This is a genomic window from Pseudoduganella sp. GW821-FHT05F09, from assembly GCF_059419605.1.
This window is the reverse complement of record NZ_JBWKSD010000001.1, coordinates 536,223-559,195: the sequence shown is the minus strand read 5'-3', so window position 1 is coordinate 559,195 and position 22,973 is coordinate 536,223. Positions and strand designations below refer to the sequence as shown.

At 66.5% G+C, this 22,973-nt stretch carries 17 protein-coding genes; 10 read left to right on the top strand and 7 right to left on the bottom strand.

The window, feature by feature from the left end; all coding sequences use genetic code 11:
- Nucleotides 1-96: 96 nt before the first annotated feature.
- Complete coding sequence (locus AC07S4_RS02350; protein ID WP_494985057.1) at nucleotides 97-1,713, bottom strand: GMC family oxidoreductase; 1,617 nt, start codon at nucleotides 1,711-1,713, stop codon at nucleotides 97-99.
- The gene (locus AC07S4_RS02345; protein WP_494985056.1) at nucleotides 1,710-3,197 is read right to left on the bottom strand and encodes a coniferyl aldehyde dehydrogenase; all 1,488 of its coding nucleotides are present in this window, start codon (nucleotides 3,195-3,197) and stop codon (nucleotides 1,710-1,712) included. Before AC07S4_RS02345 ends, AC07S4_RS02350 begins: the two co-directional genes overlap by 4 nt.
- 187 nt (nucleotides 3,198-3,384) lie before the next feature.
- Here AC07S4_RS02345 and AC07S4_RS02340 point away from each other — a divergent pair, with 187 nt between their 5' ends.
- The 6 genes from AC07S4_RS02340 (at nucleotide 3,385) to AC07S4_RS02315 (ending at nucleotide 13,462) form a co-directional block, all read left to right on the top strand.
- Nucleotides 3,385-6,135 (top strand): winged helix-turn-helix domain-containing protein, encoded by a 2,751-nt coding sequence (locus tag AC07S4_RS02340; RefSeq protein WP_494985055.1) that lies wholly within the window; start codon nucleotides 3,385-3,387, stop codon nucleotides 6,133-6,135.
- 106 nt (nucleotides 6,136-6,241) lie between these two features.
- Entirely contained in the window at nucleotides 6,242-8,137 is a 1,896-nt protein-coding gene (locus tag AC07S4_RS02335) for a DUF1302 domain-containing protein (protein ID WP_494985054.1), read from the top strand.
- Between the two features lie 18 nt (nucleotides 8,138-8,155).
- Entirely contained in the window at nucleotides 8,156-9,493 is a 1,338-nt protein-coding gene (locus tag AC07S4_RS02330; RefSeq protein WP_494985053.1) for a DUF1329 domain-containing protein, read from the top strand.
- 142 nt (nucleotides 9,494-9,635) lie between these two features.
- Nucleotides 9,636-10,682 carry a WD40/YVTN/BNR-like repeat-containing protein gene (locus AC07S4_RS02325; protein ID WP_494985052.1) on the top strand — a complete coding sequence of 349 codons (1,047 nt, stop codon included), beginning with the start codon at nucleotides 9,636-9,638 and terminating at the stop codon, nucleotides 10,680-10,682.
- The gene (locus AC07S4_RS02320) at nucleotides 10,679-13,018 is read left to right on the top strand and encodes an efflux RND transporter permease subunit (RefSeq protein ID WP_494985051.1); all 2,340 of its coding nucleotides are present in this window, start codon (nucleotides 10,679-10,681) and stop codon (nucleotides 13,016-13,018) included. The genes AC07S4_RS02325 and AC07S4_RS02320 overlap by 4 nt, the downstream gene beginning before the upstream one ends.
- A 138-nt stretch (nucleotides 13,019-13,156) precedes the next feature.
- Nucleotides 13,157-13,462, top strand: a complete 306-nt coding sequence (locus AC07S4_RS02315) for a hypothetical protein (RefSeq protein ID WP_494985050.1) — start codon at nucleotides 13,157-13,159, stop codon at nucleotides 13,460-13,462.
- 25 nt (nucleotides 13,463-13,487) lie between these two features.
- On the opposite strand, the gene AC07S4_RS02310 is transcribed toward AC07S4_RS02315, so the two are convergent.
- Entirely contained in the window at nucleotides 13,488-15,458 is a 1,971-nt protein-coding gene (locus AC07S4_RS02310; RefSeq protein ID WP_494985049.1) for an alkyl/aryl-sulfatase, read from the bottom strand.
- 109 nt (nucleotides 15,459-15,567) lie between these two features.
- Between AC07S4_RS02310 and AC07S4_RS02305 the strand changes: the two genes are divergently transcribed.
- Together AC07S4_RS02305 and AC07S4_RS02300 are read left to right on the top strand one after the other, a co-directional pair.
- Nucleotides 15,568-16,530, top strand: coding sequence for a LysR family transcriptional regulator (locus AC07S4_RS02305; protein WP_494985048.1), 963 nt, complete (start codon nucleotides 15,568-15,570; stop codon nucleotides 16,528-16,530).
- Between the two features lie 24 nt (nucleotides 16,531-16,554).
- On the top strand, nucleotides 16,555-17,025 hold the full coding sequence (locus AC07S4_RS02300; RefSeq protein WP_494985047.1) for a low molecular weight protein-tyrosine-phosphatase: 471 nt from the start codon (nucleotides 16,555-16,557) through the stop codon (nucleotides 17,023-17,025).
- Here the strand turns inward: AC07S4_RS02300 and AC07S4_RS02295 are convergent, their stop codons facing one another.
- The gene (locus AC07S4_RS02295) at nucleotides 17,026-19,641 is read right to left on the bottom strand and encodes a DUF1631 family protein (RefSeq protein WP_494985046.1); all 2,616 of its coding nucleotides are present in this window, start codon (nucleotides 19,639-19,641) and stop codon (nucleotides 17,026-17,028) included.
- Nucleotides 19,642-19,881: 240 nt separating this feature from the next.
- Between AC07S4_RS02295 and AC07S4_RS02290 the strand changes: the two genes are divergently transcribed.
- Nucleotides 19,882-20,094 (top strand): hypothetical protein, encoded by a 213-nt coding sequence (locus AC07S4_RS02290; RefSeq protein WP_161074215.1) that lies wholly within the window; start codon nucleotides 19,882-19,884, stop codon nucleotides 20,092-20,094.
- Nucleotides 20,095-20,160: 66 nt separating this feature from the next.
- On the opposite strand, the gene AC07S4_RS02285 is transcribed toward AC07S4_RS02290, so the two are convergent.
- The gene (locus tag AC07S4_RS02285) at nucleotides 20,161-20,718 is read right to left on the bottom strand and encodes an ATP-dependent Clp protease proteolytic subunit (RefSeq protein WP_494985045.1); all 558 of its coding nucleotides are present in this window, start codon (nucleotides 20,716-20,718) and stop codon (nucleotides 20,161-20,163) included.
- A gap of 137 nt (nucleotides 20,719-20,855) precedes the next feature.
- Between AC07S4_RS02285 and AC07S4_RS02280 the strand changes: the two genes are divergently transcribed.
- Nucleotides 20,856-21,614, top strand: coding sequence for a hypothetical protein (locus AC07S4_RS02280; RefSeq protein WP_494985044.1), 759 nt, complete (start codon nucleotides 20,856-20,858; stop codon nucleotides 21,612-21,614).
- A gap of 166 nt (nucleotides 21,615-21,780) precedes the next feature.
- Here AC07S4_RS02280 and AC07S4_RS02275 read toward each other — a convergent pair whose 3' ends face one another.
- Together AC07S4_RS02275 and AC07S4_RS02270 are read right to left on the bottom strand one after the other, a co-directional pair.
- Nucleotides 21,781-22,104 carry a low molecular weight protein tyrosine phosphatase family protein gene (locus tag AC07S4_RS02275; RefSeq protein WP_494985043.1) on the bottom strand — a complete coding sequence of 108 codons (324 nt, stop codon included), beginning with the start codon at nucleotides 22,102-22,104 and terminating at the stop codon, nucleotides 21,781-21,783.
- Nucleotides 22,105-22,212: 108 nt separating this feature from the next.
- Nucleotides 22,213-22,914, bottom strand: coding sequence for a hypothetical protein (locus tag AC07S4_RS02270; RefSeq protein WP_494985042.1), 702 nt, complete (start codon nucleotides 22,912-22,914; stop codon nucleotides 22,213-22,215).
- Between the last annotated feature and the right edge of the window lie 59 nt (nucleotides 22,915-22,973).

Here is a 22,973-nt window from a genome sequence, read left to right as displayed (position 1 = left end):
GACGAATTGAATTGCCACAATGAAAAGTGGCCTATCATACCATTTCAATGCCCGATTCAGGCCAAAAACGCGTGCGCTGCGGGGCGGGGCCACCCTCTAGCCGGCGGCGCGGCCGTCCTTCAGCAGGCTGGCGCACTTTTCCCCGATCATGATGCTGGGCGCGTTGGTGTTGCCCGAGACGATGGTGGGCATGATGGAGGCGTCAGCCACGCGCAGCCCGGCCACGCCGCGCACGCGCAGCTGGGCGTCCACCACCGCCATCCGGTCGTCCTGCGGCCCCATCTTGCAGGTGCCGACCGGATGGTACTGGGTGTCGGCGCGGCTGCGGATATCGGCTATCGTGGCGGCGCGGTCGCCCAGGCGCACCTTGTACAGCATCTCGCCGCGCACCGGATCCAGCGGCGCCGACTCCATGATTTTCTGCTGCAGGCACACGCCCTGGTACAGCGTTTCCACGTCGCGTTCGTCGCTCAGGAAGCGCGGATCGATGCGGGGCGCGTCGCGCGCGTCGCGGCTGCGCAGGCTCACTTCACCGCGGCTGCGCGGCCGCAGCAAGTCCACGTGGCAGGAGATGCCGTGCCCCAGGTGCATCTTGCGGGCGTGGTCGTCCACCAGCGCCAGCACGAACACCAGTTGCAAATCCGGCACTTGCACGTTCGGCGACGAACGCAGGAATGCGCCTGCTTCGGCGTAGGGACTGGTGATCATCCCGGTGCGCTTGCTGCGCCATTCCAGCATGGCGGCGGCGATCTTGCCCACGCCGCGCGCCGACAGGCCGAAGGTCTCGGTATTGCTGGGTACTTTCCAGCTCTGCACATGGTCGATGTGGTCCTGCAGGTTCTGGCCCACGCCGGGCAGGTCCTGGGCCACGGGAATGCCCATGGCCTGCAGCTGCGCCGCCGGGCCTATACCGGACAGCATCAGCAACTGCGGCGAACCGAAGGCGCCGCCGCACAGCACCACCTCGCGCCGCGCGCGCACTTGTTTCAGCTGGCCGCCGTGGTGGTATTCCACGCCGGCCGCGCGGCCCTGCTCCAGCAGGATGCGCGACGACACGGAGTGCGTCAACACCTGCAGATTGGGGCGGCCCAGGTTCGGCGTCAGGTAGCCCTTGGCCGCGCTGCAGCGCTCGCCGTTCTTGTGCGTCACCTGGTACATGAACGCGCCTTCCTGGCTGGCGCCGTTGTAGTCCCGCACGCGCGCCAGGCCGTTCTGGGCGGCGGCGTCCAGGAACATCTGGTTGATTGGGCTGGCGTGGCGCGGATAGCACACATTGAGCGGCCCGCCCTTGCCATGGAAGTCGTCGCCGCCGAAATCTTCGTTGTTCTCGGCGCGCTTAAACAGCGGCAGCACGTCCTGCCAGGACCAGCCCGGGTTGCCCTGCGCGGCCCAGTTGTCATAGTCCCATGCGCTGCCGCGCACGTAGAGCATGGCGTTGATGGAGCTGCTGCCGCCCAGGGTCTTGCCGCGCGGCTGATAGCCCCGGCGTCCGTTCAGTCCGGGCTGGGGCACGGTCTCGAAGGCGTAGTTGTTGATTTTGCGCGGCACCATGGCCACCACCCCGGCCGGCGCGTGTATCAATACGCTGCTGTCCGGGCCGCCCGCCTCCAGCAGGCAGACCGAGACCGACGGATCCTCTGTCAGCCGCGCGGCGATGGCGCAGCCGGCCGAACCGGCGCCCACGATGACAAAATCAAATTCACTGGTGTTCATGCCTGCTCCTTGCCGTGTTCAATGCGCGGCGCCACTATGGGGTCGCCCTTGCCGAGGAATACGCGCAGCGACAGACGCTGCACCAAATTGCCGTAGGGGGGATAGAACAGATCGATAGGGAACCAGCGGTGCCGTTTGAACACCGTCTTCGCGTGCGACAGCTCGCGGAAGCCCTCCTCGCCGTGGTAATTGCCCATGCCGGAATTGCCCACGCCGCCGAACGGCGCGTCGTGGTTGATGACGTGCCAGCCCCAGTCGTTGACGGTCACGCCGCCCGAATGGGTGCGGCGCAGCACCTCCTCCCGCTGCGCCCTGTCGTGGCCGAAGCAGTACAGCGCCAGCGGGCGCTCGGCGGCATTGATGTAGCCGAGCGCCTCTTCCAGCGTGTCGTAGGGCACGATGGGCAGCACGGGACCGAAAATCTCCTCCTTCATTACGCGCATGCCGGCGTCCGCGCCCAGCACCAGGTGCAGCGGCATCTGGCGCGCAGACAGCAGCACCCGGCCTGGTTCGCCGCAGCGCAGCACTGCGGCGCCGCGTTCACGGGCGTCGTCCAGCAACGCGCGCAAACGCGCATGGTGGCCGGGGCTGATGATGGAGGTGTATTGCGGCGCGCGCGCGGCGGTCTGGTGGAATTCCGAATACGCTTGCTGCGCCGCGTCGGCAAACGCCTGCACCGACTCGCGCGGCACCAGCACATAGTCCGGCGCCACGCAGATCTGGCCGCTGTTGGCGCTCTTGCCGTGCACCACGCGGCGCGCCGCTTCGGCTACGTTGTAATTCCGCAGCAACAGCGCGGGCGACTTGCCGCCCAGTTCCAGGGTCACCGGCGTAAGGTTGCGCGCGGCCGCCTGCATCACCAGCTTGCCCACGGCGGGCGAGCCGGTAAACACCAGGTGGTTGAACGGCAGGCCGGTGAAGACGGTGGGATCGGCCAGTTCCTCGGCCAGCACGGCCACCTGGTCCTCCGCGAAGATTTCGCCCAGCATGCGGCGCAGCACGGCGTTGGTGGCGGGCGTGAGCTCGGACAGCTTGAGCATCACCCGGTTGCCGGCCGCCAGCGCTGCCGCCAGCGGGCCCAGCGCCAGGTAGACCGGAAAATTCCACGGCACGATCACGCCCACCACGCCCTTGGGCTGGTAGCGCACGGTCACGGAATTGGTCAGGAACAGCAGCTCGGTGCGGCGGCGGCTGGGCTTCATCCACTTGCGCACGTGGGAAATGGCGTGGTTGATCTCCAGCGTGGAGGCCAACAGGTCCAGCATTTTGGATTCGGCCACGGTGCGGTAGCCGAAGTCCGTATTCATGGCGATGGCCAGGGCATCCTGGTAGCGCCGCACCTGGCGCTTGAGCGCCTGCAACGCGGTTCGCCGCTGGGCGGCACTGGGATAGGGGGCGGCGGCGTAGGCCAGTTGCTGGGCGGCGAACAGGCTGCGCGCCCTTTCCTCCGCGGCGCTGGGCGCCGGGTCTGCGTGCGGGTGCATGGTGTCCTCTAAAAAAAACGGGAGGAATAAGTCCTCCCGCGAATGGAGACTACATTAGCGTCATGCGGTGCGGATTAGGCACACCGGCACGGGCTGGAAACCATTCTGAGGGCGCGCCCGGTTCCGCATCATCCCCATGATGGGGGAGTGCCGCCGCCTCCCCCACGGGTGGCGCTACAATGGCTGCATGAGCACCGCCATCCCCCTCGCCGCCCCGCTGATCGCCACCAAGACGCTGCCGCCCAAGCACCGCCGCGGCCTGATTTCACGCGACCGCCTGGGCGGCCTGGCGGACGATATCGAAACGCACTTGTTGACAGTTGTGAAAGCGCCGGGCGGCTTCGGCAAGACCACGCTGGCGCAAGCGTGGGCCGGCACGCTGGCCGGGCGCGGTCACCTGGTGGCCTGGCTGTCGCTGGACGACGACGACGACGAGCCGCAGCGCTTCCTGCACTACACCAGCCACGCGCTGCAGCGCGCCCATCCGGACCTGGGCGCGGCCTGCATGGCCATGTTCGCCCAGTCCATGCTGGCCGACCCGCAGCAGGCGCTGGCCATGTTGATAGAGGAAGTGGTGAGCTGCGGCGAGGAAGTCTTCCTGTTCCTGGACGACTACCACTGCATCACGCTGGCCGAAATCCACGCGCTGATGTCCTTCCTGCTGCGCTATGCGCCGTCCAATCTGCACCTGGTGCTGCTGTCGCGCGCCAGCGCGCCGCTGGCGCTCGATACGCTGCGCGTACAGCACGCCCTGCTGGAGATCGACTCCGCCCAGTTGCGCTTCACCGCCGAGGAGACCCAGGAATTTCTCAGCGCCAGCCCGGCCGACAAACTGACGCCCGAAGATAGCCGCCGCATCCACTGCCAGACCGAGGGCTGGGCGGCCGCGCTGCGCCTGATGTCGCTGTCGCTGCAGGGCCAGGGACGGCGCAGCGCCGCCCACTATCCGCCCCATGCGCATGACGGCCAGGCGCCGTCCGCAGCCGGCCTGGCCCGTTCCATCGACGGCTACCTGGGCGAGCTGCTCAAGCAGCTGCCACCGGACTTGGCCGGCTTCATGCTGCGCACCGCCCTGCCCGAGCGCCTGTCGCCGGCGCTGGCGGTGGCGCTCACCGGCAGCGAGGCCGCGCGCAGCCAGCTGGCGCAGCTGGAACAGCGCCAGCTGCTCACCGCGCTGGACGACGAAGGGCAGTGGCATGCCTACCACCAGCTGATCCGCGAGCACCTGGGCCAGCGCCTGCAGCAGCAGTCCCCCGCGCTGGCGGCCGAGCTGCACGTGCGCGCCGCCGCCTGGTACCACGCCCAGGGCCTGTGGTCGCCGGCCGTGCGCCACGCGCTGGACGGCGGCGCCACCGCCCAAGCCTATGCCTGGATAGAAGAATGCGCGATGCCACTGGTGAAGTCTGGCCACATCCTGACCCTGATCGCCTGCGAACGCCAGCTGGAAGCGCACATGGTGCAGCCGCCCGTGCAGCTGCGTATAGCGCTGGCATGGGCGCGCGTCCTGTCCTGCGCCTGCCCGGACGCCGTCAAGCTGCTGGACGGCATCGAGACCGACGCCGACACCGAGCAGCTGCGCCTGGACAGCCGCGCCGCCCGCGCCGCCGCCTACGCCCTGCTGGACCGGCCGCTGGAAGCGCGCGCCATCGCGGAGGACTGCCTGCGCCACCCGGTGCCGGACCGCTGGGTCCACAACTCGCTGTACAACGTCCTGCGCTTCTGCGCGCTGCGCACCGGCCGCTGGACCGATTTCTACGCCACGCCCGACCTGCCCTATCCGGACGGCGAAAGCGGGCGCAACCTGCTGTCTGCCATCTACCGCCTGGTGCTGCTGGGCGTGGGCGACTGCGTGCGCGGCAAGCTGTCGCTGTCCGAGCAGCGCTACACGGCCGCCATCTCGCTGGGCTACGGCGCCGAGAATACGGACAGCGGCGTCACCGCCCTGCCCTCCGGCATGCTGGCCCATGTCCGCTACGAGCAAAACCGACTGGACGAAGCCGAGGCGCTGCTGGCCAACCGGCTGGAGGTGCTGTGCACGCTGGGTTTCGCCGAGAGCGTCAAGCACATCTTCCTGACGGCGGCGCGCATGGCGCAGCGCCAGGGCCGCCACGAGCGCGCGCTGGCCTTGCTGGAGCAGGCAGAAAACATCGGCATCAGCCGCCACTGGGACCGGCTGGTGGCCGCCGTCCAGCTCGAGCGCCTGCGCCTGCACCTGAGCCAGGGCCGGCTGGCCGAGGCGCAAGCGTATCTGCAGCGGCTGCGCCAGTTGGCCGCAGCCACGCCGCACACGCCCACCAACCCGCTGGGCGAAGTGCGCCAGTACGCGGCCTTCGGCGATGCCTACTGCGCGCTGCAGCAGTTCCGCTACAAGGACGCGCAGCAGGTGCTGGAGCCGCTGCTGGCCGAGCTGCTGGCCCTGGACAGCAACCTGCTGGCCATCCGCGCCGGCCTGGCGCTGGCCATCGCGCTGCAGGGGCAGCGCCTGCACGTGCAGGCCCTGCGCACCTGCCGCGAGGCGATGGAAATGGCGGCCGATGGCGGCATCATGGGCTCGGTGCTGGACCAGGGGCCCGAGCTGGGCGCCCTGCTGGCCGCGCTGCGCGCCAAGCTGGAGCCGGGCACGCCGCTGCTCGCCTTCACCTTGCGGGTGCTCGATGCGTGGCAGGCGCTGTACGGCGGCATGGCCGCCCCCGGCGCGGGCGGCGGCACGCCCGGCAAGGGCGCCGACGCGCGCCTGAGCCTGGGGCCGCGCGAATGCGGCATCCTGGAGCTGATCGCCGAGGGCAACTCCAACAAGGAGGTGGCGCGCCTGCTCGGCATCGGCCCCGAAACGGTGAAGACCCACCTGAAGAACATCTTCGTCAAACTCAACGTGGACCGCCGCATCCAGGCGGTGGCGCAGGCCGAAGCGCTCGGCCTGCTCAAGCGCCGCCGCTAGCCCCTGCCGTCATTCCCCCGATCGGGGGATTAGCTGCCGTCCTGGCAACCCCTATTGTGCTAACTAGCCGCGAATAGCGGCAAACCACAATACCAAGAGGGGACACATGCAAGCGCATTTTAAAAAGAACACCATCCTGCCAGGTCTGCTCGCCGCCGCGCTGGCGGCCTATGCGGCCGGCGCAGGCGCCACCGAATTCGACCTGGAAAACGGCTGGAGCGGCTCCTGGAACAACACCATCTTCGCCGGCCAGCAGTGGCGCGCCACCGCCCCGGACGCGGACCGCTACACCGCCGGCAACGGCAAGCTGATCGGCCTGAGCGGCGGCACCGCCGGCCATCCCAACGACGCGGGCAACCTGAACTACGACAAGGGCGACCGCATCTCCACCATGTTCAAGCTGCTCACCGAGCTGGAAGTGAAGAACGGCGACATGGGCGCCCTGGTGCGCGCCAAGCTGTGGTACGACCACGCCGGCAAGAACCACAAGGCCCGCTTCGGCAATATGGCCAATGGCTACACCCCGAACACCGAGCTGAGCGACGCCGGCCTGGAACGCCTGCAGAAGTTCGACGGCGCCTACCTGCTGGACGCCTACATCTACAACACCTTCAAGGTGGCCGACAAGCCGCTGCAACTGCGCCTGGGCCGCCAGGTCATCAACTGGGGCGAAAGCCTGTTCATCCAGGGCGTGAACGGCCTCAACCCGGTCGACCTGGGCACGCTGCGCCGGCCCGGCGCCGAGCTGAAGGAAGCGCTGCTGCCGCTGGGCGCGCTGTCCGCCAGCATGGGCCTGGGCGGCGGCCACTCGCTGGAAGCGTTCTACCAGTACCAGTGGGGCAACACCTCGATCGACTCCTGCGGCACCTACTGGTCCGTGACCGAGACCTCGATCTCGGCCACCGCGGGCGCCTGCAAGGCCGCCACCCTGGTGCCGCTGGGCGGCATCAGCGGCGTGGCCGCCTACAAGGGCGGCATGTACGTGCCCATCGTGGACGGCAAGAAGGCCAGCAACGGCGGCCAGTACGGCTTCGCCTACCGCTTCCCGGTCGACGCCATCGACACCGAGTTCGGCCTGTACGCCACCAATGTGCACATGCGCACGCCCATCGTCTCGGGCCTGGCGGGCACCAACCTGAAAGCCATCAACCCGGCCATTCCGCTGCTGATGCCGCTGGCCGGCTTCGCCGCCCTCCCCGCGCTGAACCCGCTGACCAACCCGGCCATCAAGCCCATGCAGGCGTTCTGGGAATACCCGGAAGACGTGCGCACCTTCGCGCTGAGCGCCTCGACCAACCTGGGCGGCTGGTCCATCGGCTCCGAACTGAGCTACTCGCCGAACGTGCCGGTGCAGCGCAACGGCAACGACCTGATCGGCGCGGCGCTGCAAGGCGCGGGCCCGCTGGGCGCCATTGCGCGCGCCGCCGTGGCCCAGGGCCCGGGCACCTACGTGCAAGGCTACGACCGCTTCCACAAGACGCAATTCCAGGTCAACGGCGTGAACACCTTCTCCAATGTGCTGGGCGCGCAGCAGGCCGTGGTGGTCGCCGAACTGGCCGTGCAGGGCAACAACGTGCCCGACCATAAGGACGCCGGCGCCATCCGCTACGGCCGCGCCTTCATGTTCGGCACCTCGTCCCACCCGCTGTACGGCGGCTCCACCTGCGGCGCCACCAACCCCAGCCCGGCCGGCTGCCAGAACGACGGCTTCGTGACCGACCTGGCCTGGGGCTACCGCGTGCGCGGCCAGCTTGAATACAGCAACGTGGCCGGCACCGGCGTGACGGCCTACCCCGCCGTCTACTTTGCGCACAACGTGAAAGGCTATTCGCTCGACAGCCAGCTGCTGGAAGACCGCCGCCAGTTGGGCCTGAGCCTGCGCCTGAGCTACCAGAAGCGCCACAACCTTGAGCTGAGCTACACCCGCTTCAACCACAAGGCGACTTACGACCCGCTGCGCGACCACGACTATATCGGCCTGACCTACAGCGCCACCTTCTAAGCAATTGGAGACAGCAACATGAACAAACTACACACCACGCTGCTGGCAGCGCTGCTGGCGGCCTTCTCCGCCCAGGCCGCCATCACCCCGGCCGAAGCGGACAAGCTGGGCAAGGAGCTGACCCCGGTCGGCGCCGAAAAAGCAGGCAACAAGGACGGCACCATCCCCAGCTGGGAAGGCGGCCTGACCAAGGCTCCGGCCGGCTGGAACCCGGCCCAGGGCTATGCCGATCCCTACGCGGCCGACAAGCCGCTGTTCACCATCAGCGCCGCCAACGCCGAGCAGTACAAGGACAAGCTGGCCCCCGGCACGCTGGCCCTGCTGAAGAAATACCCCAGCTACAAGATGGTGGTCTACCCCAGCCACCGCAGCGCAGCCTATCCCAAGGAAGTGATGGACAAGGCCAAGGAACAGGCCACCAAGGTCAGGCTGGAAGGCTCGGCCATGACCGACCTGGGCGGCTCGCACGTGCCCTTCCCGATTCCGAAAACGGGCCAGGAAGCCATGAGCAACCACATGACGCGCTACCTGGGCGGCGGCTTCGACCGCACCTACGACTGGTTCCCGGTGCGCGCCAACGGCGACTTCTACCGCGTGGGCTTCCGCGAGCTGCGCGTGTCGGACGCCAATTTCGACACCAAAACGCCCAACCACCAGTTCTCCTTCCTGGGCTTCTTCACCGCCCCGGCCACGCTGCAGGGCACGGTCTACTTGGTGCACGAGTCGATCGACCAGGTGAAAGAGCCGCGCCAGGCGTGGATCTACAACGCCGGCCAGCGCCGCGTGCGCCGCGCGCCGGACCTGGCCTACGACAACATCTCCGACGGCACCGAGGCCATGCGCGTGACCGACCAGTACGACGCCTACAACGGCGCGCTGGACCGCTACGAGTGGAAGCTGGTGGGCAAGAAGGAAATGTACATTCCGTACAACAGCTACAAGCTGTCGGACAAGAAGCTGAAGTACGCCGACATCATCCAGAAGAACTCCATCAACCCGGACCTGATGCGCTACGAGCTGCACCGCGTATGGCAGGTGGAAGCGACGCTGAAGGCGGGCCAGAAGCACATCTACGGCAAGCGCACCTTCTACCTGGACGAGGACAGCTGGGGCGTGGTGCATGAGGACGCCTACGACGGCCAGGGCCAGCTGTGGCGCATCGGCGTGCACGGCACCATGCAGTACTACGACGCCATGGCGCCATGGTACCGCGTGAACATCTGGCACGACCTCAGCAACGGCAACTACCTGGTGTCCACGCTGGACAACGAGATCAAGACGCCGTGGAAGTTCGGCGTCAAGGGCAACTGGTCGGACTTCCAGCCGGATGCGCTGCGCCGCGCCGGCACCAAATAAAGCCTGGCGGGTTACGGACTGCGTCCTAACCCGCCCTACGCGCCTGCACCGCATCCCCGCGCAGGGCGGGTTAGCGGGTTCACCCGCGTAACCCGCCGTTGCCCGCGCACCGCCACCTTCCGCAAGCCAAGAGGAACTCACCATGAACCACCCCGTGACCGCCAAGCACGCGGCCACCTGCGCCGCCGTGGGGCGCGCCAAGCGGCGCGTCCTGGCCACCGCAGCGGCAGCTCTGCTGGCCGCCGCCCTGCCTTCGCACGCCGGCGCCGAAGCCAAAATCGCCCCCGCCCCCGTCCCCGCGCTGCAAGTGCGCGCCGACCGCATCATCCTGCAAGACCTGGTCCAGGCCGGAAAACGCCTGCTGGCCGTGGGCGAACGCGGCGCCGTGCTGCTGTCGGACGATGCCGGCCACAGCTGGCAAACCCGCTTCACCGCCACCAACCGCACGCTGAGCGGCCTGGCCATGGCCGACGCCCTGCACGGCGTGGCCGTGGGCCACGGCGGCACCATACTCACCACCGCCGACGCCGGCAACAGCTGGCAAGCCGTCGCCGCCGATACGGCCGGCAAGGACTCCCTGCTGGGCGTGCTGCACGCCGGCGGCCAGCGCTACGTCGCCTGGGGCGCTTTCGGCCTCTACCTCGAATCGGACGACGGCGGCGCCAGCTGGACCCGCCGCCAGCCGCTGGGCGCCGACTTCGACCGCCACATTTCGCAGATCGTGGCCAGCGGCCAGCACTGGCTGCTGGTGGGCGAATCGGGCACGCTGGCGCGCTCGCCGGACGGCGGCAAGACTTGGCAAGCGCTGAGCTCGCCCTACCCCGGCTCCTACTTCGGCGCCCTCGCCGCCGCCGACGGCGCCCTGCTGGCATTCGGCATGCGCGGCAATATCTATCGCTCGGCCGACCACGGCGCCAGCTGGACCAAGGTCGACTCCGGCACCTCGCTGGCCCTGATGCGCGGCAGCCGCCTCGCCGACGGCCGCCTGGTCCTGGTCGGCAACGCCGGCCTGCTGGCCGTCAGCGCCGACAACGGCAGCAGCTTCACCCTCGGCAAAACCGCGCGCGGCAAAGGCCTGGCGCAGATCGTACAAACATCGGGCCTGCAGGGCGGCGGCCTGGTCGCCGTCGGCGAGGCCGGCGTGGAGCAAGTCAGCCTGGCCAAGCCCGGCGCGAAAGGAACACCATGAGCAAGCACAGCGGCGGCCTGGTCGGCCGTATCTCCCACCACATTTTCCATTGGCGCAAAGCGCTGCTGGTGCTGTTCATCCTGGTCACCGTGGCGCTGGGCTACTGCGCCAGCCAGCTGCGCGTGCAGGCCGGCTTCACCAAGATGATCCCGCTCAAGCATGAATACATGCAAACCTTCATGGAATACCAGAAGGACTTCGGCGGCGCCAACAAAATCCTGATCGCCGTCAAGCAGAAGGACGGCGAAATCTTTCAGCCCGCCTTCATGGACACGCTGCGCAAGGTCACCGACGAAGTGTTCTACGTCAAGGGCGTGGAGCGCAGCTCGGTCACCTCGCTGTTCACCAACAACGTGCGCTACAACGAAGTGGTCGAGGACGGCTTCCGTGGCGGCAACCTGGTCTCGTCGGACTACGCCGGCACGCCGGAGCAATTGGCCAAGGTCAAGGAAAACACCCTGAAATCCGACTGGGTGGGCCGCATCGTGTCGAACGACATGACGGCCGCCATGGTGGTGGCCACCCTGCAGGACACCGATCCCGACACCGGCAAGCGCCTCGACCTGCAGGACGTGGCCGCCAAGCTGGAGCAGATCCGCGCAAAATACGAACAGGGACCGGTCACGCTGCACATCATCGGCTTCGCCAAATCCATCGGCGACATCGCCGCCGGCGCGGCCGGCGTGCTGGTGTTCTTCGGCATCGCCTTCGTGGTCACGGCGCTGCTGCTGTACTGGTATTCCGGCTCGCTCAAGCTGAGCGCGGCCGCGCTGGTGTGCGCCATGGTGCCCGTGGTCTGGCTGCTGGGACTGCTGCCGCTGATGGGGCTGGGGCTGGACCCGATGTCCATCCTGGTGCCCTTCCTCATCTTCTCCATCGGCGTCTCGCACGCGGTGCAGATGACCAATGCCTGGAAGCTGGAAACCCTGGCCGGCGCCGACGGCGTGACCGCCTCGCGCAACAGCTTCCAGAAACTGTTCGTGCCGGGCGCCATGGCGCTGCTGGCCAACGCGCTGGGCTTTATCGTAATCGCCTTCATCGAGATCGAAATGGTGCGCGAGCTGGCCATCACCGCCACCGTGGGCGTATCGGTGATGATCGTGACCAACAAGATGCTGCTGCCGATACTGCTGTCCTACCTGCGCTTCTCGCCCAGCGAGGCGCAGCGCCACGCCGGCAAGGAAACCGGCGGCGACCGCCTGTGGGAGCGCATCGGCCCGCTGGCCACGCGCAAGGGTGGCGTGCTGACGCTGGTGCTGGGCGGCGCGCTGCTGGCCGGCGGCCTGTGGCAGGCGCGCCAGCTGCAGATCGGCGACCTCGGCAAGGGCGTGCCCGAGCTGCGCGCCGACTCGCGCTACAACCGCGACGTGCAGCTCATCACCAGCCACTTCGCCATCGGCGTCGACCTGCTGCAGATCGTGGCCGAAGCCAAGGGCCAGGAATCGCCCTGCGTGCAGCGCCCCGTGATGGAGAAAATGGAACAGCTGGAATTCACGCTCAACCAGGAAGCGGGCGTGGCCAATGTGCGCGGCCTGGCCGGCTTCGTCAAGGGCGTGACCCAGGCCTACGCCGAAACCTTCATCAAATGGCGCGTGCTGCCGGAGGAAACCGCGCAGATCGCCCAGGGCGTGGGCTTCGCCACCCGGCTCGGCAACGAGCTGATGAATTCCAGCTGCACCGCCATGCCGGTGGCCGTCTTCACCGCCGACCACCAGGCCGGCACCATTACGCGCATCGTGGACGTGGTCAAGCGCTTCAAGGCCGAGCACGACACCGAACAGCTGAAGTTCCGCCTGGCCGGCGGCAACGTGGGCGTGATGGCGGCCACCAACGAGGCGGTGGAAGCGGCCGACAAATGGGTCAACCTGGCGCTGTTCGCCTCGGTGAGCCTGCTGTGCCTGGCCGCCTTCCGCTCGCTGCGCATCACGCTGTGCATCATCCTGCCGCTGGCCCTGGTCACCATCCTGTGCAACGCGCTGATGGCGGCGCTGGGCATAGGCGTCAAGGTCAACACGCTGCCGGTGGTAGCGCTGGGCGTGGGCGTGGGGGTCGACTACGGCATCTACCTGTTTGAAAGCATGAAGCACGAAGCGCAAGCCGGGCGCAGCCTGCGCGCCGCCTTCGTCGAAGCGCTCAAGCAGCGCGGCACCGCGTCCGTGTTCACGGCGGTGACGATGACGGTCTCGGTGGCGACCTGGGCCTTCTCGGCCCTGAAATTCCAGGCCGACATGGGCATCCTGCTGGCGTTCATGTTCCTGGTCAACATGATCGGCGCCATCCTCCTGCTCCCCGGCCTCGCCGCCCTGCTGGTCGGCGAGCGCATGCGCCCAGAATAACCCGTCCCAACCCGTCCCAACCCCGGGGTCAGTTCTGTCATCACGTCATATGACGTGATGACAGAACTGACCCCGCTTTGGTTTACGGCGCCGGGTGGGGATATACTGCTGCTTCCTTCATTCTGTCCTGGAGTCGCAATGCACATACGTACCGGAACCGGAGCCGGCGCCAGCCGGGCTGATGGGGGCATGGATTCGGCCTCGCGCATCGCCATGCTGAAGTCGCAGATCAAGGTGCTGGGCAAGAAGATCGAGGCGCTGCGCAAGGCCTTGATGGAGACGGAGGATCCCACCGCGCGCATGGCCATCATGAAGGAAATCATCGAGCTGCAGGACATGCAGCGCATGGCGCAGGCGCAGATCACGGAGCTGGAGTTGCGCGCGCGGCGCAAGCTGGAACAGGGACGGCAGGAGGAGCCTGCCAAAGACGAGCCGGCGCAGTAAGCGCCGGCTCGAATGAAGCGCTGCTTTACGGTGTGACGATGTTGAAGCCAGGGTTGAACTCGGCCACGCTGCCGAACACGGCGCCCAGCGCGCGCGGGTCGCCGGCCAGCTTGACGGCGCCGGACTGGATCAGCTGCGGCAGCGGCACTTTGGCCACCAGCATCTTGAACAGCGCTTCGCGCGTCAGCGTCAGGCTCACGTCGGCGTTCGGCAGCACGCGGCCCTTGGTGTTGTTCAGCACGGAATTGGACAGCTCCAGCGCATAATTCTCGCCGCTGTCGGTGAAGGCGATGTTGATGCCCACGTTCAGCCCGTCCGTCTTGCGGTGGTCCAGCCGCACCGCCAGGAAGTCGAACACCATTTCGGTCGGCAGCGCCTGCAGCATCTCGGGCGATTGCGCCGTGATGCGCGCGGGCGCCACGCCTTCGCGCAGCTCGCGCGCGCCCGTCAGGTAGGCGTTGCGCCAGATGGCGGACTCGGCCTGGTAGCCCAGCTGCTCCAGCGTGTCGGCCTGCAGTTCGCGCGCCGCGCGGTTGTCCGGCTCGGCGAACACCAGATAATTCAGCATCTCGGCCACCCAGCGGTACTCGCCCTCGGCGAAGGCGGCGCGGGCCTGCGCCAGCATCTTGCCGGCGCCGCCCATCGCGGCCACGTGGCGGCGCGCGCTGTCCACGCGCGGCAGCGGCTGCAAGGTGGCCGGGTTGGCGTCGTACCAGCCCAGGTAGAAGTCGTACACGCCGCGCAGGTTGTGGCTCAGGGTGCCGTAGTAGCCGTGCGTGGACAGGTCCTGCTGCAGGCCCTTGGGCATGAAGGTGGCGTTGCCCAGGTCGCCCATGGTCACGCCCTGGTTGGCCTGGTGCAGCGCCTCGTCGTGGATGTAGCGGTACAGGTCGCGGTGGTTGGCCAGGTGGGCGCGCACGCGCTGCTGGCCCCACACCGGCCAGTGGTGGCTGCGGAAGGCCACTTCGGCTTGCGGGAACAGGTCCAGCATCTGGTTGATGTATTTGCTCCAGCCCAGCGCGTCGCGCATCTTGGCGCCGCGCAGGGTGTAGATGTTGTGCATGGTGTGGCTGACCACTTCGGACAGGCACAGCGCCTTGAGCTGCGGCAGGTAGAACACGAACTCGGACGGCGCTTCAGAGCCGTTCGCCATCTGGAACACGAAGCGCATGCCGTCCACCGTCATTTCCTGGCCGGTCTTGCTGACGATGTCGGTGGGCGCCAGCAGGCCGATGGTGCCAGCCGAGACGGCCTTGCCCAGGCCGGTGCCCACGCCGTCCAGCGCCGACGCGCCGATCGCCGTGCCGAACTGGTAGACCGCGCGCCGCGTCATGGCGTTGCCGGCCAGGATATTCTCCGCGATGGCCGATTCCATAAAGCCTTCCGGCGCAATCACGCGCACCTTGCCGGATTTGATGTCGTCCATGCTGGCCACGCCCAGCACGCCGCCGAAGTGGTCCGCGTGGCCGTGCGTGTACACCACCGCCACCACCGGCTTGCGCGGCAGGTGGGCGGCGGCCAGCGCCATGCCCGCCCGGGCCGCTTCCGCCGAGGTCAGCGGGTCGACCACGATCCAGCCGGTGTCGCCTTCGATCAGCGTCATATTGGCCACGTCCATGCCGCGCAGCTGGTAGATGCGCTCGCCCACTTTGAACAGGCCGGCTTCGTTGTTCAGCAGTTCATTGCGCCACAGGCTGGGATTGACCGAGGCGGGCGCCGCGCCCTGCATGAAACTGTAGCGTCCGGCATCCCACACTGCCTGGCCGTTGGCGCCGGCCAGCACGCCGGGCGGCAGCGCGGCGATGCGGCCGCGCCGCGCGTCTTCGAAGGCCTGCTGGTCGTCCAGCGGCAGGCCGGCACCGAAGGCGGCATTGCGCGCGGCGGTGGCGGCGGTGGCGGCTTTGGGGCCGCTGGCGGCGAAGGCGCCGGGCGCCGGGGCTGCCGCGAGCAAGGCGATGGCGGCAAGCACGGCGCCGTGGACGGTTTTGTAAGACATGGACGATCTCCGGGTTTATTGTAGTCATCCGAGTCTATGGACGTGCCCGCCAACTGTCCAATGCATCATTTTGATCGTTATAATGCGTCTTTTGCATTATGCTCCAGACATGGATATTAAACGCATGCGCCACGCGATCGCGCTGGCGGACGAACTGAACTTCGCGCGCGCGGCCGAAAAAGTGCACCTGAGCCAGCCCGCGCTCAGCCGCAGCATCCAGACGCTGGAGCAGGAGCTGGGACTGCAGCTGTTCGACCGCGACAACCGCAACGTGGCGCTGACCACCGTGGGCGCCAGCTTCATGGCGCAGGCGCGCCGGCTGGTGTACCAGATGCGCAGCCTGGAACGCGACATGGGCCTGCTGCGCAGCAGCGAGATCGGCCAGGTTGCGTTCGGCGTGGGCCCGCTGCCGACGGCGGCCTTTTTGCCTGCCCTGCTGTCCAGCGTGCGCGCCGAGCGTCCCGGGCTGCAGCTGACGGTGGGCAGCCACAACTGGCGCTACCTGCTGCAGCATTTGCACGCCGAGGAAATCGAATTTTTCGTGGCCGATACGCGCGACATCCAGCCGGACGCCGCCATCGCGATCACGCCGCTGTGCCGGCAATACGGCAGCTTCCTGTGCCGCGCCGGCCACCCGCTGCTGGCGCAGGCCGGGCGCCAGCCGGCCGATCTGCTGCGCTACGGCTTCGTGTCGCTGAAGCTGCCGGCCGGCCTGCAGGCAGCGCTGCGCCGCCTGCTCGGCATGGACGCGAACGAGGCCTTGCCCGTGGTGGTGGAGTGCGACAATGTGCAGGTGCTGGCCGACCTGGCCTGCGAAAGCGACGTGGTGCTGATCGCCAGCGAGGCCGCCGTGGCGCACCGCGTGGCCGCCGGGCGCCTGGCGCCGCTCCGTTTCGGCGATGCGCCGCCGCTGTACGCGGAGATCGGCATCGTGCAGCTGTACGGGCGCAGCCTGTCGCCCGGCGCCGCGCTGGTGCTGGAGCGCCTGCGCGCCATCGCCGCGACCGCCCCGGCCACGGCCATGCATATCGGCGGCGAGTACCAGGCGGCGCCCGGCGCTGCATTAAAATAAGCGTCCGCAAGCAAAGGAGGTCCGATGGCCAAGCAACAATCCGTATTATTCGTCTGCATGGGCAATATCTGCCGCTCGCCGACGGCCGAGGGCGTGTTCCGCCAGCGCGCCGCTGCGGCCGGGCTGGAACTGGAGATTGATTCGGCCGGCACCCACGCCTACCACGTCGGCAATCCGCCGGACGCGCGCTCGTCGCAGCACGCGGCCCGGCGCGGCTACGACCTGAGCGTCCAGCGCGCGCGGCAAGTGGCCGCCGGCGACTTCGCGCGCTACGACCACCTGCTGGCCATGGACCAGGACAACCTGGCCCGCCTGCTAGCGGCCTGCCCGCCCGAACACCAGCACAAGCTGGCCCTGTTCATGCGGTACGCCACCCACTCCGATTCGGACGTGGTGCCGGACCCGTACTACGGCGGCCCAAACGGCTTCGACCAGGTGCTCGACTATATTGAGGATGCGTCGGACGGCCTGATCGCCGCCCTGAAGCGGGGCTGATCAGGCGGCCACGCCGGCCGGCAGGTCCACGCTGGCGTCGTTGACGGCCAGGCCGCCCATGGCGGCGGACAGCGCGCGCGACACCACGCCTTCGGTGCGCACCGCGCGCACGCTGCGCTCGCGGAATTTCTGCACCAGCGCCTCGCCGGACAGCGAGAACGCCTCCTGCCGCGCACTGGTGGAGAAGATGTAGAGCGTGCGCAGCGGGCTGATCCAGGCGAGCTTGACCTTGCGGGTGCTGCCGTCGTCCTGGTCGAATTCCAGCCACATGCCGCGCGCCAGGCTGTCGGCCTCGATGGTGGCGTCGTCGTCCAGCGGCAATTCCGGCTCGGGGGCGGCCCTGGCGGCCGCGGCTTGCGCCTCCAGCTCCAGGCGGCGCTCGGCCGCCTTCTGCGCCACTTCCATGGCGATTTCCACCTGGCGTTCGGGCGACAGCTCGAGCGGCGCACGCACGATGGAGGCGTGGCACTCTGCCAGCTCGGCAAAGAACTGCAGGCGGTCCGCGTCCTGCCACTTGATCACGTCCAGCCACTTGTTCAGCGTGGACAGCAGCTTGGGCAGCTTGGAGATGAGCTGCTTGCGCTCGTCGGCGCTGATCTTGGGCTTGACGCTCCAGATCAGGTCGTCCATGGTCTGGGTGGCGTTCTGTATGGCGCCCGGCTTGCCGTCTTCCACGCTGTAGGCGATGGTCAGCACGGACACCCATTTGTTCTCGAGGAAGGCCTCGACCATCGCGATCACTTCGCCGGTGCCGATGCGCAGCGCGACGGCCTTCCTGGCCGACTTGGCGGCCACCGCCATTTTTTCCTGCTTGAGCGCGGCGGCGATAGGCTCGGCGATGGCGGCGGCCGACGCCGCTTCCTCCGCCTTGATGGACGCTTCCAGTTCCTCCACGGCCTCACTGAAGGCGGACACTTCAAGGTCGTGATCGCGGCCCACGCGCTCGACGCTGCGCTGCATGGCCTGGAACAGTGGATCTTCCGGGCTCTTGCGCTGCTCCCAGCCCATGCGCGACAGCAGGTCTATCATGCGGCGGGCGGGATGGCTGTCCTGGAAGAAGAAGTCCTTGTCGACCAGGGCGGCCTTGAGCACCGGGATCTGCAGGAAGCGGATCAGGTCGCGGATTTCCTGCGAAATGTTCTGGTCGCGGAACACCGTGTCGAAGATGGCCGAGAGCAGGTCTATCGTGCTTTCGTCCGAGCGCGTCAGGCTGCCTTCCGGGGCGTTCTTTTTGATGTTGGGCAGGTAGAACACGTTGGGCGCGGCGCCGGGAGTGCCCACGGCTGCGCCTGCGTCCGGGGCAACGCCCAGGCTGGTGACACCTTGCACGCCCGCAGCGCTGGCTGCGGCGTTCAGCAGGCCCAGCAGGCCTGCGCCCTGCGCGCCCAAGGCCACGCCTTGCGTGCCCGCCTGCATGGCGCCCGGCACGGCGAAGCCCGCCGGCACGGCAACCATGCCCTCGGCCGGGGCAAACCCGGCGCCAGGCGTAACATAGCCGCCGAATACCGCGCCCGCAGGCACGGCCTGCATGGCTGGCGCACCGCCCATGCCCATCACGCCGGGAACAGCGGGATAGCCGCCTGCCGGCACGGAACCGGCCGTGGCGGCGCCTGGAGCGAACGGGGCTGCGAAGCCGGGATACGGCACAGCCATTCCGCCGCCCTGCCCGCCCGCCATGGCGAAGCCGGCCGCAGGCATGGCGCTTTGCTGCATCTGCGCCAGGTAATTCATCAGCGGCTGCTTGGACGCGGCCTGCGCGGCGCGCTGCGCCACGTCGTTCGGCACAGCGCCGACCGGCGCCTGGGCCGCGCCCTGCGCCCACGCGCCCGCTTTCAGGTTGGCGATATCGGGCAGATCGGGGATGACCAGGTCCGGGTCCAGCGGGCTGTCCTGGGTGGCGGAGAAGAACTGGCGCAGCTGCTGGGCCAACTCGGCCTGCTGCTTGCGCTTGCGCGCCGGACTGGCGCTGCTGGCGTCGTGCGAGTCGGCCTTGCGCAGCTTATGGCTGTCCGCCGCCCCTGGCAGCACGCCCTTGCGCTGCAGGGTCAGGCTCAGCTCCTCCAGCATGGCCGACAATTCCATGAACATGCCGGGCTTGAGCAGCGCCAGCAGCAGGCCGGCGGCCTCCTCGTCGGTATTGAACTCCAGCCAGGCGTGCTGCAAGGCCTGCAAAAACACGTCGGGACGGAAAGGATTCTGGTTCACGCGCAGGATGTCGCGGTCGAGCAGGAAAGCCAGCCGCACGTTCAGCGTGGCCAGCGCATCCGAATACTGCGCCTCGAAGGGCTTGCTGATCCCCTCCAGCGTGACCTTGTTGTCCATTTCCTCCATCGACACCAGCGACAGCGGCTGGTCCAGCTGGCGGGGCTTGGCCTTGGTGCCCGGGGCCAGCTCGGCAATCTCGCGCCGCAGGCCGCGCTCCAGCTCCTTCAGGACCAGGTTCAGATAACGGTAGTGATCATTACGCAACAGATTGCCCGCGCGGATGCGGGCTTGCAGCTCGCGCACGTCACCGCTGCCATCGGCCGCATCCACCAGCGCACCGGCGATACGGGTCGTAAAGTCCAGGAATTGGTCGCCCACATGCCGCTTGACGGTCTCGATCAGGTTCTCCAATAGCGCATGGCGCGGCGTAACCGCTTTTTTTGGCGCTGCCGGAGTTGTCGGATGTGAAAGCATGGTCTAACCTGAGTGGAACGGGCTGCGCGGCCGGCCTGTCCGTTTCATTGTTCGTTTCATGATTACAGCCGCGATACCGCATTCTTGCACATTCTTGCCGCAAGGCAATAGCCTGCAAGAAACAATTGGTGATTTTGTTTGATTTTTTTCCTCACTGCACAGATAAAGGACAGCGACATGAAATCGAAGCAACGCACGGAGCGCCAGAGGGATAGTGATGCCAATAGCGCCAGCCGTCAATCCGGAACCCCTGGTTCGACCTCGGTAGGCCGCGCCGACATCCAGGGCGGCGCCATCGACCGCAAGGAAGAAAGCCGCCGCTCGCGCAGCGAGGAAGCACGCAGCGAAGTGAGCCGCAGCGCCAGCCGCAGCGGTTCGCGCAACCGCTAGCAAGCGCGCCGCTGTCCGCGCCTGTACGCCGCCCGGCACTTCGGTCCGGGCGGATTTGCTTCGTCTTCAGATATTGGTGATCCGGCGCCCCTGCGGCGGGCGGAAGTCGGCCACCTTGTTAATCATGTTCACCTTCACCGCCTCGGCGGCGGTCAGGTGCAGGTCCGAATACGCGTGAATGCGCCAATGCTCGTCACTGAACTGGACGTGGCTGCGCAGGATTTCCTCGGTGCGGGCGTCGTCCGCCTGCAAGCCCTCGACGATGATGCGCAGTGCGTCCGGCCGCGCACCGGACGGCGCGCTGGCGTGCGATTTGTGCACCATGAAGCGCGCCGTGCTGCTGGCGTAGCGCTTGTGGCCGGCCAGGTAGACGATCACCGCAATCGACGCCACCGCCCCGGCGTTGTACATATGGAAACGGATCGGCAGGTTGCTCATGTAGTTATACAGGCAAATGCCGTCGCTCACGTATCCGCCGTTCGACTGCAGCAGCACGTGCGCGTCGGTCACCATGTCCTCGCTCATGTCGGCCGCCGCGTCGAACATGCGGTGCACCATGTCGCTGTTGACGTCGCCGGACAGCGTGAACCAAGCGTGGCCCTGCAGTTTGTCCTGTTCTTCCATGAATGTACCCTCACTTTTATACATGCAATGATTCTAACAAAACACGCGCCCTCATAGCGGGACAGTGCGGCATTCGTGCGCAAGGCAACCACACCGGCGCCACGCGCTACAATCTGGGTCGGACCATAAGGAAACACATGCAGAATCTGATTTCAGAATTAACGCGGCTCTATCTCCCCGCCGGCCACGCGGGCGACGCCGCCCGTGCCGACCTGCTGGCCCAGCGCGTGCAAGGCCAGTCCGGCGTGCCGCTGCCGCTGACGGCCGACGGCCGCACGCGCGCCATCGCCATCCACTTCCGCCCCGTCGCGGGCGGCCTGGAAGCCCAGCACTGGACCCAGCTGTGCGACGTGGCGAACGCGCTGCAGACGGAACTGGGCCTGCCGGCGCCGGCGGTGAGCATTTCCGGCGACAGCGGCTATGGCCTGTGGCTGTCGCTGGCCGCGCCGGTGCCTGAGGCGCTCGCGCAGCAATTCGCCGCGCTACTGTGGACCAAGTATGTGCCGGACGCGCCGCCGTCCAGCGGCGCCGCGCTGGAACTGCCGCCCTGCCTGCACCACGGCACGGGCAAATGGGCCGCCTTCATCAATCCCGGCCTGGGCGCCTCGTTTGCGGAAGAGTCCGGCCTCGAAATGCCGCCGCCCTCCGCCGGACAAGCGGCGCTGCTGGACGGTCTGCACAGCATCAGCGAAGCCCAGCTTGCGCATGCGCTGAAGCTGCTCCAGCCCGCGCCGCCGGCCGTCCAGGCAACCGCCTCTGCGCCCGTGCCCGCAGCTCCCCCAAGCGCCGCAATCGAAGACGGACTGCTGCTAAAAGACGCCACGCTGGAAGACATCATCGCCCTGCTGCACTCCAGGAACATCGAACCGACATTCAGGCACTTGATCCGTAAATGACGAGATCCGGCATGACGCCCTTGCGGGGCTTAGCCACTTGCGCAGGCCCCGCGCTGCCAAGCGTGCAGCCACATGGCTCAATAAAGGCCTCGATATCAGCCATGACCGGCTCCGACTACAGCACAACGGAACGCTTCTCCGCCATTCAAGCTGCTTGGTCAGTAAACTAGCGCAGGAAGCGCCCGACTTTCGCTTCCAGCAGCTTAATCAATTCGGGTTGCATATATTCGTAGTCATCCGGGATATCAAGGCAGATCACGCGCTTGCCGTTCAAGTGCGCTTTGAACCGTACCGACAGCCTGTTCCGATGCGCCTTCTCCATCACAAAAATGATGTTCGCCCAAGCGATCTGCTCAGTCGATAGCGGCACCGACGCATCACCGCCCAAACCGGCGGAATCCGTTTCGACACCCGGCCACCCAGCGAACACCGCCTCCGCTGTTGGACTACGCAGCCGGTTCTGGCTACAAATAAATAACGCTCGCTTCAATGCTGCCTCAATAGTGGATTGGGATGTTCAAACGTCGGTTTCCGCCCCTAAGCAGACCGTGAACAATACGCGGTGATTACGCGCGATGCGTTAATAGCTGGTCGCGGTTCAATCGGCGCCCGCGCTGTTTGAGTTAGAGGATAATAATTCGGGGTCAATATTTTCGTTTATAAAGTTTGTTAAAACCAAATCCGAGGCCATAACTACGCCAAGTACCGAGTTAATTCGCTCCTGCGTTGAGATTAACGACGTGCTCAGATTTCTGCTGGGATTATGTATTAAAAGATGACGCTCCTGAAAAATACCTTCAAGATTTTCAATATCCGAATATTGTATTTTAGATTCAGTTTCAGGTGCATCTTCCAATCTCCACGCAAGCTGCTTGGTCTGCTTGAAGAATGGCTTCTCCAGTAAAATGGAGAAGGTCTTTTCAATATTTTCTATATTTTGAAAACTCAACCCATCCGCTACTAACTCTAGCGGATGAATGCGATTCACATATATAGCTAGAAGGTCATCTATCTTATAACTTTTATCATGCAATTTTTTTATTTTATTTTCAAATGTTTCAGCTCTGCATAATCTGAAAATGGTATCTAGCATATCGCGAAAATAGACCTCGACTGCTGTCACGACGTTGATAACATGACTCTTTACAAGAGTCTCTATAGTCGCTTCGCTTGCGCCCAGTTCGACCACTTCTTTTAAAGCAGAGTCAGTGGCTTCATACAATTCTACGAAAGCTTTAATCGGGCGTCTCGCCCTGCTCGCTCGAGATTTTTTATTGCTTGTGATTTTGACTATGTCCATATGTTCGAATCCGATTATGAAGCGGGTCTTGAAATCTGGTGCCGGCTATTGCGAAATGA